This is a genomic window from Citrobacter sp. W9, from assembly GCF_026719375.1.
Taxonomy (GTDB): Bacteria; Pseudomonadota; Gammaproteobacteria; order Enterobacterales; family Enterobacteriaceae; genus Citrobacter; species Citrobacter werkmanii.
Genome location: NZ_JAPPTE010000015.1, coordinates 123,985 through 139,899 on the forward strand (window position 1 = coordinate 123,985; position 15,915 = coordinate 139,899).

The 15,915-nt window shown below is 46.8% G+C and carries 13 protein-coding genes and 2 pseudogenes; 10 read left to right on the forward strand and 5 right to left on the reverse strand.

Annotation, left to right across the window (positions count from 1 at the left end):
* Positions 1 to 75: 75 nt before the first annotated feature.
* The 5 genes from OOJ59_RS19705 to OOJ59_RS19725 form a co-directional block, all read right to left on the reverse strand.
* Positions 76 to 690: a hypothetical protein gene (locus OOJ59_RS19705; RefSeq protein WP_108168489.1), complete on the reverse strand. Its 615-nt coding sequence runs from the start codon at positions 688 to 690 to the stop codon at positions 76 to 78.
* The gene (locus OOJ59_RS19710) at positions 687 to 1,391 is read right to left on the reverse strand and encodes a WYL domain-containing protein (protein WP_108168490.1); all 705 of its coding nucleotides are present in this window, start codon (positions 1,389 to 1,391) and stop codon (positions 687 to 689) included. Before OOJ59_RS19710 ends, OOJ59_RS19705 begins: the two co-directional genes overlap by 4 nt.
* A gap of 200 nt (positions 1,392 to 1,591) precedes the next feature.
* Positions 1,592 to 2,425, reverse strand: a complete 834-nt coding sequence (locus OOJ59_RS19715; protein WP_108168491.1) for a DUF932 domain-containing protein — start codon at positions 2,423 to 2,425, stop codon at positions 1,592 to 1,594.
* Positions 2,426 to 2,519: 94 nt separating this feature from the next.
* A complete protein-coding gene (locus tag OOJ59_RS19720; RefSeq protein WP_108168492.1) occupies positions 2,520 to 3,383 on the reverse strand; it encodes a GTPase family protein in 864 nt (287 codons plus the stop codon).
* Positions 3,384 to 3,482: 99 nt separating this feature from the next.
* A complete protein-coding gene (locus OOJ59_RS19725) occupies positions 3,483 to 4,412 on the reverse strand; it encodes a hypothetical protein (protein ID WP_073528237.1) in 930 nt (309 codons plus the stop codon).
* Positions 4,413 to 4,992: 580 nt separating this feature from the next.
* On the opposite strand from OOJ59_RS19725, the gene OOJ59_RS19730 reads away from it, so the two are divergent.
* The 10 genes and pseudogenes from OOJ59_RS19730 to OOJ59_RS19770 all read left to right on the forward strand — a co-directional run.
* Entirely contained in the window at positions 4,993 to 5,574 is a 582-nt protein-coding gene (locus OOJ59_RS19730; RefSeq protein WP_039026316.1) for a rolling circle replication-associated protein, read from the forward strand.
* A gap of 89 nt (positions 5,575 to 5,663) precedes the next feature.
* A complete protein-coding gene (locus tag OOJ59_RS19735; protein ID WP_108168494.1) occupies positions 5,664 to 5,870 on the forward strand; it encodes a helix-turn-helix transcriptional regulator in 207 nt (68 codons plus the stop codon).
* Between the two features lie 103 nt (positions 5,871 to 5,973).
* Positions 5,974 to 6,573, forward strand: a complete 600-nt coding sequence (locus OOJ59_RS19740) for a hypothetical protein (protein WP_108168495.1) — start codon at positions 5,974 to 5,976, stop codon at positions 6,571 to 6,573.
* Between the two features lie 216 nt (positions 6,574 to 6,789).
* The gene (locus OOJ59_RS19745; RefSeq protein ID WP_038879444.1) at positions 6,790 to 7,362 is read left to right on the forward strand and encodes an inovirus-type Gp2 protein; all 573 of its coding nucleotides are present in this window, start codon (positions 6,790 to 6,792) and stop codon (positions 7,360 to 7,362) included.
* A gap of 148 nt (positions 7,363 to 7,510) precedes the next feature.
* A pseudogene (locus OOJ59_RS28265) lies at positions 7,511 to 7,594 on the forward strand (putative zinc ribbon protein); the annotation flags it as partial.
* A gap of 157 nt (positions 7,595 to 7,751) precedes the next feature.
* On the forward strand, positions 7,752 to 8,351 hold the full coding sequence (locus OOJ59_RS19750) for a DUF1819 family protein (protein ID WP_108168496.1): 600 nt from the start codon (positions 7,752 to 7,754) through the stop codon (positions 8,349 to 8,351).
* Complete coding sequence (locus OOJ59_RS19755; RefSeq protein WP_001201808.1) at positions 8,348 to 8,962, forward strand: DUF1788 domain-containing protein; 615 nt, start codon at positions 8,348 to 8,350, stop codon at positions 8,960 to 8,962. Before OOJ59_RS19750 ends, OOJ59_RS19755 begins: the two co-directional genes overlap by 4 nt.
* 101 nt (positions 8,963 to 9,063) lie before the next feature.
* Positions 9,064 to 12,786 (forward strand): BREX system P-loop protein BrxC, encoded by a 3,723-nt coding sequence (brxC, locus tag OOJ59_RS19760; protein ID WP_268063455.1) that lies wholly within the window; start codon positions 9,064 to 9,066, stop codon positions 12,784 to 12,786.
* A gap of 101 nt (positions 12,787 to 12,887) precedes the next feature.
* Positions 12,888 to 14,642, forward strand: a complete 1,755-nt coding sequence (locus OOJ59_RS19765; RefSeq protein WP_079805578.1) for a DUF262 domain-containing protein — start codon at positions 12,888 to 12,890, stop codon at positions 14,640 to 14,642.
* Between the two features lie 86 nt (positions 14,643 to 14,728).
* Positions 14,729 to 15,787 (forward strand): annotated as a pseudogene (locus OOJ59_RS19770) (BREX-1 system adenine-specific DNA-methyltransferase PglX); the annotation flags it as partial.
* Positions 15,788 to 15,915: the final 128 nt, after the last annotated feature.

The window sequence follows — 15,915 nt, forward strand, 5'->3', positions numbered from 1 at the left end:
ATAAATGGGAACTGGATTGCGCCAGATATGCATGTAAACCATCTGGCGTGGTTTAAAACATCTGTAATCAGATCCTCAACAGTTACCGGTTCGGCGGCAGAGTTCAGCCATACTCTGCTTTGCCACCCATTGCTGCAGCTCCCTGTCTTTTTGAGAACGCTTAGCCTCCAGCGCGGCCTGTTGTTTGGGATTGACGCAGTTATCAGGCACGACCATCAGGGTGTTTGGTTTAAATTTTATCCGGGCTACTCGCACTGTCTCTGCCGGGTCATCAGTTCCACTCGCTCGCTGCTGTGCCTCGTCAAGCAATGCCGCCTGCGTATCAATCAGAACGAAACCACATGCCTTTCCCTCACCCTGGTAGACAGATGTCAAATCTGAGGAAGAACCACTGGCTGTTTTAAGCGACAGTTTGCGTACCGTTTTAGTATTTTTATCGGCTATAAAATAACCTCCATTGTATCCCTGACGTAGCAGGAATTGCCGAGTCCAGGGATAATTATCGATCACTCTGGCACCATACAGCGCATTGCTAAGGGTATGGTTGTCCAGACCATCAGCTGATTTCCAGCCGTCTGCCTGCATGTATTGCCAGGCCTTAACAGTACCCACAACATTTTCAGCGGCTACTGGCAAAATTGTTCCGACGCACAGACTGAGCGCCAGTGTGGTTGCAGTGAGTAATTTCATCTTTGCTCCTTATAGGGTGAAAAACCGTCGTCGCCGACAACGAGAAGTGAATGGAAAGTTTGAAAGTGAGGTAAAACCCGAAGAAAATCGGGATGTGACAACAGATTACGTACCTGTGTATCCGGGACAAAAAGCGCAGGATTGAATGTCACCGTGTGAATATCACCCAGTGTGAAAACCGATATATGTCCTTCATGTTCACCGGTCAGGTACCAGCAGCCGTCGCTGCACACCAGTCGATAGGGGGCCAGACCTGTGCAACGATGACCTTCTGCCAGTAGCGTAACCCGACGGTGTTCAGTGATGGCGCGGATAAGTCGCGTAAAAACTTCAGTCCGTGCCTGTGTTCTGGAGTTGGTGCTGTGCCAGATAAGGCAGGGAGACTCGCTGGCACTCAATAGTGAGTTGATCAGTTGGTTGTCAATATCCGGAAAAAGAGCCTCCACACCGGACTGACGGACAAAGGTCTGCACCGTCAGCTCCCTCTGACGGCTGCCGGACAGTAGACGACATTGCCCGTTACGGAACTCCAGGTCGAGATAGGCCAGACGCTCGCGAAAATCCCGACGCAATGTGCGCACTGACACGCCAAATTCGACGGCCAGTGTCTGTATGGCCAGCGTTTCCCCCGCCACAAGACGGCTGATAATCAGCGACAGGCGAACCGCAAGGCGCTCATGGCGGCGCTCAGACTGAGACATGAGAGGCGTTCCCCACTCTGTTAATGGACTGAAAATTAAGTGATTAGTGTAACGAGAGGGCCGGACAGGATACGGACAGCTGAAGCGGTATTTTTTCTGCAGGATGAATGCAATCAGAATGCGGCTTCATAGTCTTTTGAGGAAAAGCTGCCTGGAAATTAATCAGCAAACGGACAGGAGGTGTCCGCATACTGCCGGAGTTAACATCTGTTTGCCTCAAATCCGGAGAGCATCGCTTCCGCCATCACCCACAGTGCACGGTTAAGCTTCACATCACCGTCAATACCGCGCACCGAACGGGTATGCGTTCCTCCGCCTTTCGCACTCCTTCCACTGAGCCCGCCCTTAATCAGGTTCTCCTGAATACGTTGGTATGTGGTCCACAGATCATTGCTCTCATCCTGCCAGCGGCGTGGGGAGAGTATCTGAGGTGCTGTCACCGGCTGGTGGTCCTCACCGAAACGGTACGTCAGTGCAGCCTGTGCCAGAGCCTGTTGTGCAGGTGGCGGCAAAATCAGCGACTGCATGGCATCCCGTTTCTCTTCCACACGGTCAAAAATCCCCAGCACTTCATACGCCCCCTCTATCACCTGAGTCACCACATCTCCTTTGTGCGGCACCCGCACCTCGCCAAACGACTCACCGCAGACGAGTCCGTTCTGGCATACGGCACGGAATAATCCCGGCAACATCTGATACGAGCTGGAGCCATCATGAGAGTTGAGCAGAATAATTTCCGGGACCTGTTTGCCGGTAATTTGCCCCTCCCTACGCAGGCGCAGCATGTGCTTTGTATGCTCGCGACGCCCAGGGTCACGAACACGGGTCTGGCAGGCAAAGAAAGGCTGAAAGCCCTCACGCTGCAGATTTTCAAGAACGGTAATGGTTGGTATCCAGGTATACCGAGCGCTGCGTGACGCATGCTTCTCCTCACTGAAAACGCTGGGTACCACACGAAACAGCTCTTCGCGGGTTAACGGACGGTCACGACGAATAAGGTTTGCTGCGCCAAAGCGCGAAGCCAGACGGGTCATAAGAGACTCCTCATGATGGAAAAAGAAAGACAAAAAAGCCCTGACGCACAATCGCGACACGGCTCAGAGAACAACGATGTAAGGGGCTAAATATTCAGAAGAAGAAATTCCAGACGGCACGGGCGACAGATACCACGGTGTCGCGTGCAACCTGAATGATTGCCCGTATTGGGGGCGGTATCAGTGGCATGGAACTTATTGTGTCCAGTACCGAGCCTACCGTTTCACCAAAATCATCACGGGCTTTTTTATTAACGGTATCGGTACGAAGCGGCGTACTGAGATGTACCGCCACCGGGCTACTAGCCTCACGCGGAAGGCAACGAATCATCCGTTCAGCCATCACCCGCAGCCCCCACTGCAAACGTACCGATACCGCACAGACAGGGTTTACCGGCTGGAACAGTTCATGTAACAGGCAGATTTTGCGGCTGATATTCTGTTTCTGCTCTGTAGACAGCTTTTCACCACCGCTGGTGGGTTCGGCCTTATCCGACTGACTGATAACAAACAACACCTTATGCCGGTATGCCTCACCAATCACCTCCCGGTAAAAATGTTCATCCACTGCCAGCGCCCGGTCATCGGCCTTAATCAACCACAGCACCAGGTCCAGCCGGGGAAGCTGTTCGCTGTAAAGCGCAGCATATTCTTCATCGTGCCTTTCACTTTCACCGACACCGGGCAGATCCACGATGGTCATAAAGTGCTCACCCACCTGAAAACGGAAGCGTAGCGGTTTACGGGTACAGGCTGCAACATCACTGACCGGCGAAACGTTCCCGGCAAAAAGCGCATTACACAGGCTGGATTTTCCGGCTCCGGTCTTACCCATAATGCCGATCACTGGCTCATAATCCGCAAGCCTGCTAATATTCGAAAGTATTTGTTTTCTAATAAAATCAGGAAGAACAGCCACAGACTGCGTGATATCTTGCAAACCTTCATGTATCTTCATCAAATAACCTCAGACAAATAAAAGAAACTCGCCTTAATGTCTATAATTCAGGCGAGCTTTCGGGGATGATCATTGTGATAATATCTGTCTGAAATATTTTTAAATGCTTCTGATATTCTTCGGAAGTTTTAAATATGCAGAATTAATGCATAACTCTAACATCTCTTGCCGGGTCATTTCACTGGCTTGTGATAAATCAGACAATTTTTTTTGTAATTCAGGCGTCAAAATGGCAAGAACCGTATTCTTGACTTTGTCTTTTTTATTTTTCCCAGATAATTTGAAATTCCTCTGAGCATATGCATTCTTTATCTTTTTACTAAAATTAATAATGGTTTCATCAAGTAAAACAGTGGAAGTACACCATATATCAAATGCTGCATTGACAGCCAGATAAACGTCATGTGGGTTATCCATTATGGGCGTAATGTATTCACCAATCATTTTTCTTTCACTAAGATAATTCCATGCCCACAGACAATCATCTTTTTTCTTGGGCGACAGAAATGATAGTGCGTTTTTTTTACAAGTAATCTGTCTGTAAGAATTTCTCATTTCATTTAAAAATCTACGTTTGCCTTGAGGGTTAATCCATCGATCAAAAAAATTCACAATATTAAAGAATCGTGCCCTGCTATTTCCAGGGAGGGGATCACAGCCCAAAAAAATATAAGGAGTTACGCCTGGTTTCTTAATAGGTGGTGAAAAAAAGAGCGCAGGCATTGTGTAAATGTTACACCACATCCAGTAACAAGCCCGGTCACTGTCCTCAATCCAAGAGAAATCACTGAATTTATATACATTTTCTAATGCGGAACTAACTATGTTATCCAGTAATAATTTTGTTTGTTCAACATCAATGTCGGTATTAATTTCGGGTATTTCTTTATGTAGAAACCTTATCCAATTGTCCACCCCTGATTTCATTAAATGGCTCGTGAATGTAATGGACTGGCTTTTCAACGCCTGACTGATGTAGCCGCATAAGCGACTATCGTAATCTGAATCTGAGCTAAATCGTCCTTTCATCGTACCTTCTACACACTCATCATTGAAGTAATTAAAGGATAATAAAACAGTAACCAAATGATAATCAATAGGTAATAAAATGGTAATGAAAAAATCCAGGAAAGGCTTGTCCGTAGCTGTTAAAAAATCCTATCACATGCTTACAGTTTAAGAAATTGATGAATCATGTACCCTGCATCATCGTCTGCACATACCAGTGGCTATCTACACCCAATCGATTTAGAGTTACAGGACGATGACCAGCCCGCGAGTCCCCAGGAGCATAGATAACTATGTGACTGGAGCGGGTGGGCGCAACCAACGCACCTGTATAGTTATTATCGGAATGGTCCAGTAGGTTACCTCTTATTATACAAGGGAGAATAGAGTACGGAGGATGATAAAAAGTCTTAATAGCCAAGAGTAAGTTCATAAAATTAATAATTAAGGTTAATTGGTATTATAGAGAGTAGATCCCAATTGATAGACATCTAACATCCCAACCTCGGGATGATACATATCCGTCATAAGTGATTGAACCCTGCTTGACAGAAAAAACAGATGCACTAGTTCCTTTGAATTCATCCAAAGGAACAGAGCAATGCAAAGACATTACCCACATTTAAAGAAAATCATCCCTAACGACTTCCTGCTGAATTTGATTAATCACCATCTCAATCAGATCCTGGCATGTCACGCCAAGATACTGGCGTTTCGAATGGATTTTGATTATCAGCGTGGTACGAATCGATTCATTCGTAACTCCTCGATAGAAATACAAGATGACCTCAGAGAGCTTACTCAGGCAATGATCAGCCTTCCTGGCGTTATCGGTAGCTTCTGGGTACTGGAATGGACATCAGAAGGGGCAGTTCATGCCCATGCTATTTTTTATCTTAATGGCCGGGAACATCAGAAATCATTCCCATTCATTTCACAGGCAGGAGAACTGTGGCATCAAATTACTTATGGCGAGGGAAAATACCAGCGATGCAAACCAAAGGAATATCATCAGGACAACATTAACAATGTTGTTGAATATCACAATAACGAAGCCATAAACAGTCTCAGACGTATAGCCAGTTATCTAACAAAAGAAGACCAAAAATATGGTTATCTAATTTGGGGATGTAATGAGGTTCCCTCGCCTGCAAGGCAGGGTAGACCAAGAAAGTTTTGTTAGTTTTTAACAGCAGCACCGGTTGCTATGCCGGAGCGGGCAGCAGAATAACCCCGACTTCGGTTTCCATTTAGCTACCGGAGAATCAAATCATGACAGTTAAACCAACCCTACTTGAAGATCGCTTTGTTGATATGGCTTTTATCACACGTCTGACCGGGTTAACCGATAAGTGGTTTTACAAGCTCATCAAAGACGGTGAGTTTCCTAAACCGATCAAACTTGGGCGAAGCTCACGATGGCTACAGAGTGAGGTGGAAGCCTGGCTTCAGGAACGTATTAACCAGTCCCGTATGTAATTCACCCTACCCGCGTTAACTAAACCGACAGCATAAAAATGATTATCCGGTTGCTCCGGAGGTTTTCTGCTGTCTGCAATTTAAGCCAGAAGAAATATGGACCATGAAAGATTACAAACCTCGTTACAAAGAGCTTTATAAGTATTACCAGGTCTGGTTGACCGATTTTACGAAGCTGACGGTAAGATCGGGTATGTGCCACCAGAATATCTACCACCATCATACCCTGACGGTTGGCAGCCTTAAGTTTCCGGGAGAGGAAGAGGTTATTGCTATTGTCCCCCAGTGCCTGCACCGGATTATTTATGGCAGAGCAGCAGCATCGCTGGCGGTCAATGATGATCTGAGCGTCAGCTTATTTACCCAGGAACATCTGCTGGCTCACCATCCCATGCTGGAAGGTATTCTGCTGTCTGAGTGCGTGCGTTTAAAACAGCGTCCTCTGGCAAACAGGCTCATCAGTTTGTTCCGCCAGTTCAGCGGTAGCGAGCTGCGTCTGAAGCTGGTCTGGCTGTGCTGGTACGATTTGATGCTTGGTAATTGCCTTGATGACTGGACCGACAATCTCAGGTTCAAAAAAGACAAAGAGATGGATTGCTGGGTCAATGACCGACAGGCAGAAAACCCTGTACTGACCAGTCTGATGGACGAGTACGTCTGCTTTGCATGGCGGACGACTGCCGAACCACTGAATCAGGTCTGATGCCTTGCCCTGCAAGGGTTCTGAAGGCAATAGTGAGTGTGAATATTAATATCGGTTATTAGTATTATTAATAGGCATTCCTTCTTAATCCTTCACCCTGATTAATCCCACCATTACCAAATCTTTCAAAAGCCCTGTCAGTAACTGCGTCATGCCTTCCCCTACGGAGGCTTCCTCACATCTGCTGATCTTTGTCAGCACGAAGGAATCTGTTCTATGCAAAATAAACCGCAATGGGAGCCAGACTGGTATCTGGAATCTCTCCTTAACATCCATATTTGCGAAATGGTTGATCGCTATGCCTGCCTGCGGGCACTCCGAGTCGACTTGTTCTATCAGCATCACACCGCTAAGTACTACCTGCAAAGTCACCATCATCTTGAGAGGGATCTCCGGTTACTCATGGATCACATGATGCAAATAGGCGCAGTCGTGGGTTATTTCTGGGTTATCGAATGGACAGAAGACCATCACTACCATGCGCACGTAGTCTTCTGGGTAGATGGCAACCGTAGTCGGAATGTTTATCCCTGGGCTGAGAAAGCCCGTGAGTTCTGGACGTTAATTACCGAAGGTGAAGGGGGCTTACATCGCAGTGAATACAAAAAACATTACAGAGCCAATATCAATATCCCGGTGCGTTACAGCGAACCAGACAGTATCGACAACATCCGACAGGTGTTGGCGTATATGACCAAAATTCAGCAGAAACATGGCCTGCTGCTGTTCGGCTGCAACGATGTCCCTGAACGACCAGCAACCGGGCGACCACGCAAGACTGACTTCTGAGTAAGGCAGTTTTTTACGCCAGCAATTCATAGTGTGACTACCACACCGTTATTTACCTCGCAACACCTTTAAACCTTCCAACCGCATGGCTTCTGTCTGCCCTTCAGGGACGGCTTATGCCTGCGTGTTGGCTGGCTGGATCTAGAATATGTTTGCCAAATCCTTTCTCGCTCTCGAAGGTAACGGTGGTCTGAGCGATGCCCTTACAGCCCCTTATGATCGCTACACCTGCAAGTGTGCAGCAATATCCGTGGTAATTTATATTGCGCCTCTGAAGCGGAAAAATCACGCTGGTCGATAGCAAAGGCAAAATGTGTTTTGTCATAAGGCCATATGTTCCAATTTCGCGTATCATAACGGAGTTTTTAAACCCTGACCGTGGAGCCATTATGACCGCCAAAGAATATCTGGGTGACATCATTGGTGGCAGCCTGATGTTGCGTGAGAGCAGAGTCATCGCGGAGCTGCTGATATCCTCACCAAATGATGATCAATGGCTTAATGCTATTGTAAATGACAATGTGCTGCAGAAGACCTCAGTGCACAGTGTTAAACGCATGGCTTCAACCCTGCGTAAAAGAATTCAACCGATGGGTGAGGCATTCTGGACTGAGCTACTAAAGGCCCCTGATGATGCAGCCAGACAAATGTTGCTAATGGCGACAATGTGCCAATCCCCAGTGCTGACCGATTTCATGGCAACGACACTGTCTGATGCCCGACAGATGTTTCGTGAATCATTGCGCAGCGAAGACTGGCAGGAATTTATTCTATCCCGCCAGCGTGCCATTGTCGGCTTGGATCAATATTCCGAAAGCTCAATCCAGAAAATGGGCAACAATGTATTTAAAATCCTCGCAGATAGCGGGTATCTGGAATCAGGCCGCAGTAAAAAGCTGAAAAATGTCTTCCTACTACCCCAGATAAGAGAGTGGGCAAACAGTCTCGACTGCCAAAAAGTCTACGATGTGATGGAGTCAGTCAGATGAGAGCGAAACTGGACAGTAAGCCGCAATTGTCAGCTCGTCTGGAACAAATCGAAGACCGGCTTAAAAGTGAAGGCTTCCTGAAGAACCAAGAGCTCGGTGGTGAGATCGGTTTTTATATCTTTGATTACCCACCTCAATTTGAACTTACCGTACGGGAATATCTGAGATTGACTCTGCCTCGCCTAGCTCGGCAGGGGCTGAATTTCGCTCATCTCAATCTGTTCGAAGAGGTACTGGCAATTTTGCAAGAGCGTAAATTGTTAGATAAAGCTTTTGATCTGGAACGCAAAAAAGGTACCGATGAGCTAGCCAAAGCACTTAAAGGACCTCTTGAACAAGGTCGAATTGCTAAGCATCTGATAGATAAAGTGCTTCCGGCCTCGCCTCAATTTGTATTGTTATCAGGTCTTGGCCAATGCTGGCCATTGCTACGTGGTCATAGTTTGCTTAATGCATTACATGCCCATATGGGGGCGATACCATTGGTATTGTTTTATCCGGGCAGTTACAACGGCCTCGAACTTTATCCTTTTGATCTGGACAGCGCAGAAGTGGCAACAGCCAACTACTACCGAGCTTTCCAACTGGTGCCTCACGCATCTAAGTACTGAAATTTAAACTGCTGCCGAAGCTTGTTTTTTGAGAGAATTCAAACCACTAACTTGGCCGCGAAAGAGTCATCACGTTATAGCGAGCAGAAGCGTCTCGCTGTATGATAGAGACGGAATTTTTAATGCAGATAAGAGAGCTGTTTACCAAACAACTGGATCGCCCAATCAATGGTGTGGTGAAAGCCGAGCAGCTGGATGAGCAAATCATCTGGACTGAGCTTGACGAGTATGTGGTGACCCGTGAACTTGACCGCCACCTTCGTCACTTTTTTGAGACCTACCTGCCTGGTGTCAGCCATCCAGATGATCCTAGTGTGGCGGGTAAAATTGGGATTTGGGTATCGGGTTATTTCGGTTCCGGTAAATCTCACTTTATAAAGATCCTCTCTTACCTGCTCGGTAACAAGAAAGCTGTTAACAATGGCCAAACAAAAGCTGCCATCGAGTTTTTCAAAGAGAAAATCAGCGATCCCCTTCTTTACGGTGATATCCACGCTGCAGTTAACCGCAATACTGAAGTAATTCTCTTTAATATCGACAGCCGCGCAGATACTGAAGACAAAGAAGATGCCATTCTCAAAGTTTTCTTGCGCGTCTTCAATGAGCGCCTGGGATATTGCGCTGACCATCCTCATATCGCACATCTGGAACGTGAGTTAGATTCCCGTGGCCAATACGAGCCATTCAAAGCAAAATTTGCTGAACTCACGGGCTCAAGCTGGGAAGAACAGCGTGATGCCTATGGTTTCTGTCGTGATGAAATGGCAAAAGCCTGGGCCTATGCTACCGGCCAGTCAGATGCCTCATCGGTGCAGAGTATGGAAAATCTCGAATCCATGTTTACTCTCGACATTGCCAACTTCTGTAAATGGGTGCGGGAGTATCTCGATCGTAGCGATCCATCTGGTGACAGTAAACGCATGGTCTTTCTGGTAGATGAGGTCGGACAGTTTATCGGCAACAACACCCAGATGATGCTCAAACTGCAGACGATAACAGAAAATATCGGTACCGCTTGTGGAGGCAGAGCTTGGGTAATCGTCACTTCACAAGAAGATATCGATGCCGTACTAGGAGATCTTAGCGCTAAAAAAGGCCAGGACTTCTCCAAGATCCAAGGGCGTTTTCACACAAGGATTTCCCTCTCCTCGTCCAATACCAATGAGGTAATACAGAAACGTCTGCTCGAAAAAAGTGAAGACGCTAAAAACTGCCTGGCAGAATTGTTCAGTCAAAAAGGCGACATTCTTCGCAACCAGTTGACCTTTGATACCAGCACTACAGCTGAGCTTGCTAACCACAGTGATAATGTTGAGTTTGTTGATCACTACCCTTTCATTCCCTATCAGTATCTGCTGGTACAAAAGGTCTTCGAAGCAATCCGCAAAGTGGGGGCTACCGGTAAACATCTCTCCCGTGGTGAACGTTCTCTGCTGGATGCATTCCAGAATGCCGCACGCCAGCAGATGAACAAAGATATCGGTGTATTGGTGCCTTTCCATGCCTTTTATCCGGCAATCGAATCTTTCCTCGATACCAACGTTAAACGCATCTTCGAACAAGCGGCTGAGAAAGCAAGCCTCGATCCTTACGACATTAATATTCTTAAATCGCTGTTTTTAATCCGCTATGTCGATCTGATCAAATCCACCATTGATAATCTGGTCACACTCTCTATTGAAGAAATAGATACCGATAAAGTGGCACTGAAAAGCCGAATCGAAGCCAGTCTACAGCGTCTTGAAAACCAGCTATTGATTGTCAGAAATGGCGATGAATACGTATTCCTGACTAACGAAGAAAAAGAAGTCGAGCAGGAGATCAAACACACTCAGGTTGAAGCAACTGAAGAGAACCGGCAACTGGCCCGGTTGGTGTTTGAAGAGGTAATGGGCAATCGCCGTCAGTATCGCTATCCGGTAAACAAGCAGGATTACCCTCTGACTCGCTTTTGTAACGGTCACTCTATAGACGGCAGCCAACAAACAGATCTGGTGCTCAAAGTCATTTCCCCACTGGATGCCAATTTTGACAGTTATAACGAACAATCCTACAAGGCACTGAGCCAAGAAGGGAATGGTTGTATTCTGGTACGCCTGTCGAGTGAGAAGCGGATCTGGGCTGAATTTGATACTTGGTTGAAAACCGAGAAGTTCCTGGCAGGGATACGAGGTAAACGACCTGAGCAAGAGAAATTGCTGGCAGAAAAAGCACTCGAAAACACCCAGCGTCGCAGCCGTCTGAAATTACTATTCGATGATCTGGTGAAACAAGCACAGATATTCGCACTAGGTAATGAGCTGCAAAGTAAATCGGCTAGTGTCAGCAATATGCTTGATGAAGCTTGTGCCTACGTAATCGAAAACTCATTCCAAAAGCTCTCTTTACTACAAAGCTGTGGTAACAACCCGGTGCAAGAGCTGAAGTCGGTGATCATGGCCGATGACATGGCACAGCTAAATATAAATCTCGGTGAACAAGACCCCAATGCTGCTGCAAAAAAGGAGATTGAACTCTTTTTAAATGTCGCAGATGAAAAAAATCAGCCGGTCTACCTTAAAGAATTGTTAGAGCGATTCAGTGCTCGTCCCTTCGGCTGGAACCGTGACGAAGTAATGCTACAGGTGACTCATCTGGTCTTGCTTGGTAAGGCTGCGCTATCTACACCGAATGGTGATTTGCCCCTCAAACGCAGCTACGAACATTTTACCTCGGTACGTAGCCACAGCACACTGCGTATTCGTCGAGTACGTCAGCATACAGAACAGCAAGTAGCTAAAGCGGCTAAACTGGCGAAAGATATTTTTAATAAACCCTTCGAGAGCAGCGAAAAAGAGCTGGCGAATAAGCTTCTTGACGTACTAGGCGAGTGGCAGCGATTAATTAAAGAATTTGATTTTAAAGCTAAAGATGGGAATTGCCCTGGCAAAAGCACCCTGCTTACCGGCAGTCGATTGATCGCCAGCCTGCTTGAGCTGGGCAACAACAGTTATGCCCTAATCGATGGACTCTGCCAGCAGAGCAACGAATGGCAGGATTTTGCCGAAGATTTTGAAGAAGTCGAGGAGTTTTTCACTCGTCAGTTTGATATCTGGCAACAGTTGCGTCGAGCCCTCAACGATCAATTCAAATCCAATCGCCATGCACTGGAGCAAAACCCAGAAGCGGCTAAAGCATTATCTGCACTGCAGGCTATCTACGATGATAAATCCCCGTATAGCAAACTGCGCCAGGTGGGATCGTTAATTGATCAACTCATCGCCATTAACCTGCAACTGGTAGAACAGAAACGTGCCGCGGCTTTGGAAGCGATCAATGCAACCCAGCAAGGTGTTGCACCGCTGGTTACTGACTTACCAGCTGAGTTACAAAACCAGGCAATGCGTCCCTTTAATCTGTTAAAAGAACGGGTCAGTAACAGCTTATCCTTACATGAGATTGTTAGCCTGCAACAAGAGGCTGATGATGAAGAAGATAAGGTCTTAGAACTGATCAACCGCTACAGCGCCGAACTTCAAGCTCGTCTGGAAGCGGAGCAAGCCGCAGCACGGAAAAAAGCGGCTGAACCGCCTAATAGCGATGCGGGTACTTTGCGAGAACCGGATCCATCAGGCTCGCCAACTACTATTGCGAATAACTCTGCTGCGACAGTGGTTAGCCACAAACCAATACCTAAACCTATCGAACTGGTTTCACCCGCAGAATTACTCGGTGCCAGCCATATCTTTATAGAAACGGAGCAGGATATCGACACCTATCTCGCGACACTTCGCAGCCGTTTACAACAGGCAATAGGTCAGGGTAAAAGAGTGCGGATCAAATAGTGTTGCGCCCAAAAGCAAGGATGTAAAACGCTCGGCCCCTTTTCTCATCAAAAGGGGCGTAAAGAGTGCTTCGAACACAACCATACGGGAAGAGATAAAACATGTACCAAACCGGTGGCACCATCGAAACGCTGCTGAACAAAGTTGAACAGCATGAATATATTTTGCCTGCAATCCAGAGAGAATTTGTCTGGCGGCCAGATCAAATCTGCCAGCTGTTTGACTCTCTACTACAAGGCTACCCGTTTGGTACCTTCCTGTTTTGGAAAATTAAAACTGAGAATCTGCGTCAGTATCAATTTTATGATTTTATGCGTGACTACCACCAGCGTGATCAAGTCCACTGTAAAAAACTAGATATCATCGGTGAAAATGATCGCATCGCGGTTCTAGATGGCCAGCAGCGAATGACAGCACTAAACATCGGGTTACGCGGTTCCTATAGTTGGAAAACTCAGGGTAAATGGTGGTCCAGTGCAGACGCCTTTATCGAACGTCGCCTCTATCTCAATCTTTTTGAATGCACAGACCCTGACAGCGGAACTCGTTATGAGTTCGAGTTCTTGAATGAGGATGAGGCAAGCCACAACGATGAACAACACCATTGGTTTTTAGTCTCCCGTATTCTCGGTATGAATGCCTATGACGTAATGATGTCAGTCATGGAAATGAAAATGCCAGATGAACGCAAACCAGCAGCAGGTAAAGTGATTTCCCGTTTTCATGACATCATTCACAATAAACCTTTGATCAGTTACTACCTGGAAGAAGGTCAGGAGCTATCCAAGGTTCTCAATATCTTTATCCGTATGAATAGTGGCGGAACAACACTCTCCTATTCAGATCTACTGCTCTCCATCGCCGTAACGCAATGGAGCACGCTGGATGCGCGTGATGAGATTCACAAGCTAGTAGATGAAATGAACCAAATAGGTAATGGTTTTTCCTTTAGCAAGGACCTGGTGCTCAAAGCAGGTCTGATGCTGAGTGATATCGGCAGCGTTGGGTTTAAAGTCGAGAACTTTAGCAAAGAGAACATGCGCAAGCTGGAAGATAATTGGGAATGCATCCGTAAAGCTTTACTTCTTGCAGTCAATTTACTCAGCAGTTTCGGCTTCAACAGTTACAATCTGGGAGCAGACAGTGCCCTACTCCCCATAGCCTATTACCTCTACCATCGAGATCTGGATAACCGCTACCTATCCCGTAGCGAGTATGCTGCTGATAGGCAGGGGATCAGAGGTTGGCTAATTCGCTCTATCCTTAAACAATCCGGTATTTGGGGAAGTGGTCTTGATACGCTTCTGGCTAGCTTGCGAAGCAAGATCAAGGAACATGGTCAGCAAGAGTTTCCTTTGATAGAAATATCGATTGCAATGACAGAACGTGGCAAGAGCTTACGCTTTGATGAAGAAGAGCTACAGTCGTTGGTTGAACTCGACTATGGTAACCGTCGAACTTTTGCCTTGCTATCTCTGCTCTTTCCGGGACATGACTTCTCCCATCACTTCCATGTTGATCACATATTCCCTAGAGCCCGCTTTACCAAAAGCCAACTGAAAAAGATAGGGATGACCGATGAAACACAGATTGAAGAGTGGATGATCATGGCTAACCGGCTACCTAACCTACAGTTGTTAGAAGGGGGCCAGAACAATGAAAAACGTGAGAAGTTACCGCATGAATGGTACGAAGTGATGTGGCCGGAGCCAGCTGCCCGTGCCAATCATCTTCACTTACAGGCAATCGACTCACTTCCAGAGACTTTGGCTGGATTTGAGGCGTTCTATCATAAGCGTCGTGAAATATTATTGGCGCGTTTACGTCACCTTCTTAGTGAACCTCTTACGGCATAATTTCTTTTTCAGGTGAGTTACAACTCATCCAACATTGTATTCTGAATGGTGGGATACCGCCCGGATAAACTAATTTGTGAGCCTTAATGAACACTGCCAATTTAAAAAAAATAGCCCCTCGGGCTCGTACAGCATTTATCACAGCGATCAAAGCACGCGCTGCTGAATTTGGAATCACTGCCAAGGGCCATATTGAGCCGGTAATTAGCGGTGAAGTTTTGCAAGTTGCTGGATTTACCCATCCAGCCAGTTGTGCCTCTGCCCTTAAGCGCCTGCAACAACAGCTTGCAAACGATAGCTATGAGACTTTAATAGAGCATGTCGCATACACTTGGTTTAACCGCTTCTGTGCCATCCGCTTTATGGAGCTGAAAAGCGAAGAGGGATATTTAGAACACGGTGTACGTCTGCTATCACACCCTTCTCAGCCACAGGGTTTTGAAGTGTTGGATCGCGCCCCTGAGGTGATCGATTCCCTGATAACAGAAGGTGTGGCTTTGGATAAGCCCGCTCTGTTGGACTTGTTACTGGCAGGTAATGAGCAGGAGACTCTCTTCCGTGAGCTACTTCTCGGCCAATGTCACCGACTGCATCAGGCAATGCCATTTTTGTTTGAAGCCATTGATGATGAAACAGAACTCCTGTTGCCTACAGGCCTTACCCGCACTGATGCCTTCTGGCGCGAACTGGTAGATGAGATCCCAGAACTTGACTGGCAGCAAGTAGAGGTTATCGGCTGGCTTTACCAATTTTACATTAGTGAGAAAAAAGAGCAGGTCATTGGTAAGGTGGTCAAATCCGCAGATATTCCTGCCGCTACTCAGCTGTTCACGCCTAACTGGATAGTACAATATCTGGTGCAAAACTCGGTGGGACGTTACTGGCTGCAAACCTATCCTGAGTCCACACTCAAAAGCACGATGCCCTACTATATCGACCAAGGCGAGCAGGCTTCCGAGGTAGTGGCACAACTGGCTGAACTTACAACCGCCAGCATCGAACCTGAATCAATACGCGTACTCGATCCAGCCTGTGGGTCCGGCCATATTCTGGTGGAAGCCTATAATGTGCTCTATCGAATTTATGAAGAACGCGGTTATCGGAGCCGCGAGATCCCAGTGCTAATACTTAAGAATAACCTCTTTGTGTCAACAACGGGTAAAAAGTGATCCACTTACCGCCACCACCAACGGTTTAATATTGATCCACCTTGTTTACTCAGGATTAGCTTCAGCTATAACCCCGGCCTTTCGTTTCTGCTTCAGTCGATAGC

What these genes read in the sequence shown, in the direction of transcription:
- OOJ59_RS19705 (WP_108168489.1), bottom strand. Translation starts at nt 690, where the DNA reads ATGAAATTACTCACTGCAACCACACTGGCGCTCAGTCTGTGCGTCGGA.
- OOJ59_RS19710 (WP_108168490.1), bottom strand. Translation starts at nt 1,391, where the DNA reads ATGTCTCAGTCTGAGCGCCGCCATGAGCGCCTTGCGGTTCGCCTGTCG.
- OOJ59_RS19715 (WP_108168491.1), bottom strand. Translation starts at nt 2,425, where the DNA reads ATGACCCGTCTGGCTTCGCGCTTTGGCGCAGCAAACCTTATTCGTCGT.
- OOJ59_RS19720 (WP_108168492.1), bottom strand. Translation starts at nt 3,383, where the DNA reads ATGAAGATACATGAAGGTTTGCAAGATATCACGCAGTCTGTGGCTGTT.
- OOJ59_RS19725 (WP_073528237.1), bottom strand. Translation starts at nt 4,412, where the DNA reads ATGAAAGGACGATTTAGCTCAGATTCAGATTACGATAGTCGCTTATGC.
- OOJ59_RS19730 (WP_039026316.1), top strand. Translation starts at nt 4,993, where the DNA reads ATGCAAAGACATTACCCACATTTAAAGAAAATCATCCCTAACGACTTC.
- OOJ59_RS19735 (WP_108168494.1), top strand. Translation starts at nt 5,664, where the DNA reads ATGACAGTTAAACCAACCCTACTTGAAGATCGCTTTGTTGATATGGCT.
- OOJ59_RS19740 (WP_108168495.1), top strand. Translation starts at nt 5,974, where the DNA reads ATGAAAGATTACAAACCTCGTTACAAAGAGCTTTATAAGTATTACCAG.
- OOJ59_RS19745 (WP_038879444.1), top strand. Translation starts at nt 6,790, where the DNA reads ATGCAAAATAAACCGCAATGGGAGCCAGACTGGTATCTGGAATCTCTC.
- OOJ59_RS19750 (WP_108168496.1), top strand. Translation starts at nt 7,752, where the DNA reads ATGACCGCCAAAGAATATCTGGGTGACATCATTGGTGGCAGCCTGATG.
- OOJ59_RS19755 (WP_001201808.1), top strand. Translation starts at nt 8,348, where the DNA reads ATGAGAGCGAAACTGGACAGTAAGCCGCAATTGTCAGCTCGTCTGGAA.
- brxC (WP_268063455.1), top strand. Translation starts at nt 9,064, where the DNA reads ATGATAGAGACGGAATTTTTAATGCAGATAAGAGAGCTGTTTACCAAA.
- OOJ59_RS19765 (WP_079805578.1), top strand. Translation starts at nt 12,888, where the DNA reads ATGTACCAAACCGGTGGCACCATCGAAACGCTGCTGAACAAAGTTGAA.